We start from the raw sequence: 264 nt of genomic DNA, 5'->3' as shown, positions 1-264 counted from the left end.
CTTGGATCGTGCATCACAATACCCTTTGGTTTATGAAGAGTGTTCGAAGAGGTCAGTCTGGTCGCTGACAGCCTTGATACGTAAGCCTTTGCGTCGCCCGCTGCAGACGAGGACAGCGTCGAGCTCGCCGCGCTTTACACGCTGCAACACGGTTTGACGGGTGACGCCGAGCAACCGGGTGGCATCCTGCATCACGACGTAACCTTTCGGGCTGTGTTCAACGAAGCGGCTTCGTAACGCATCGGTGATGCGAATACGCCAGGG

At 57.2% G+C, this 264-nt stretch carries 1 pseudogene; it reads right to left on the bottom strand.

From position 1 onward, the window contains the following. Positions 1-30: 30 nt before the first annotated feature. Positions 31-264, bottom strand: a pseudogene (locus P0D89_RS54505) (recombinase family protein); the annotation flags it as partial.

This window comes from Paraburkholderia sp. RL18-085-BIA-A, from assembly GCF_046027075.1.
Lineage (GTDB): Bacteria > Pseudomonadota > Gammaproteobacteria > Burkholderiales > Burkholderiaceae > Paraburkholderia.
Note: the sequence above shows the minus strand (reverse complement) of the source record. Positions and strands in the feature narration are given on the sequence as shown.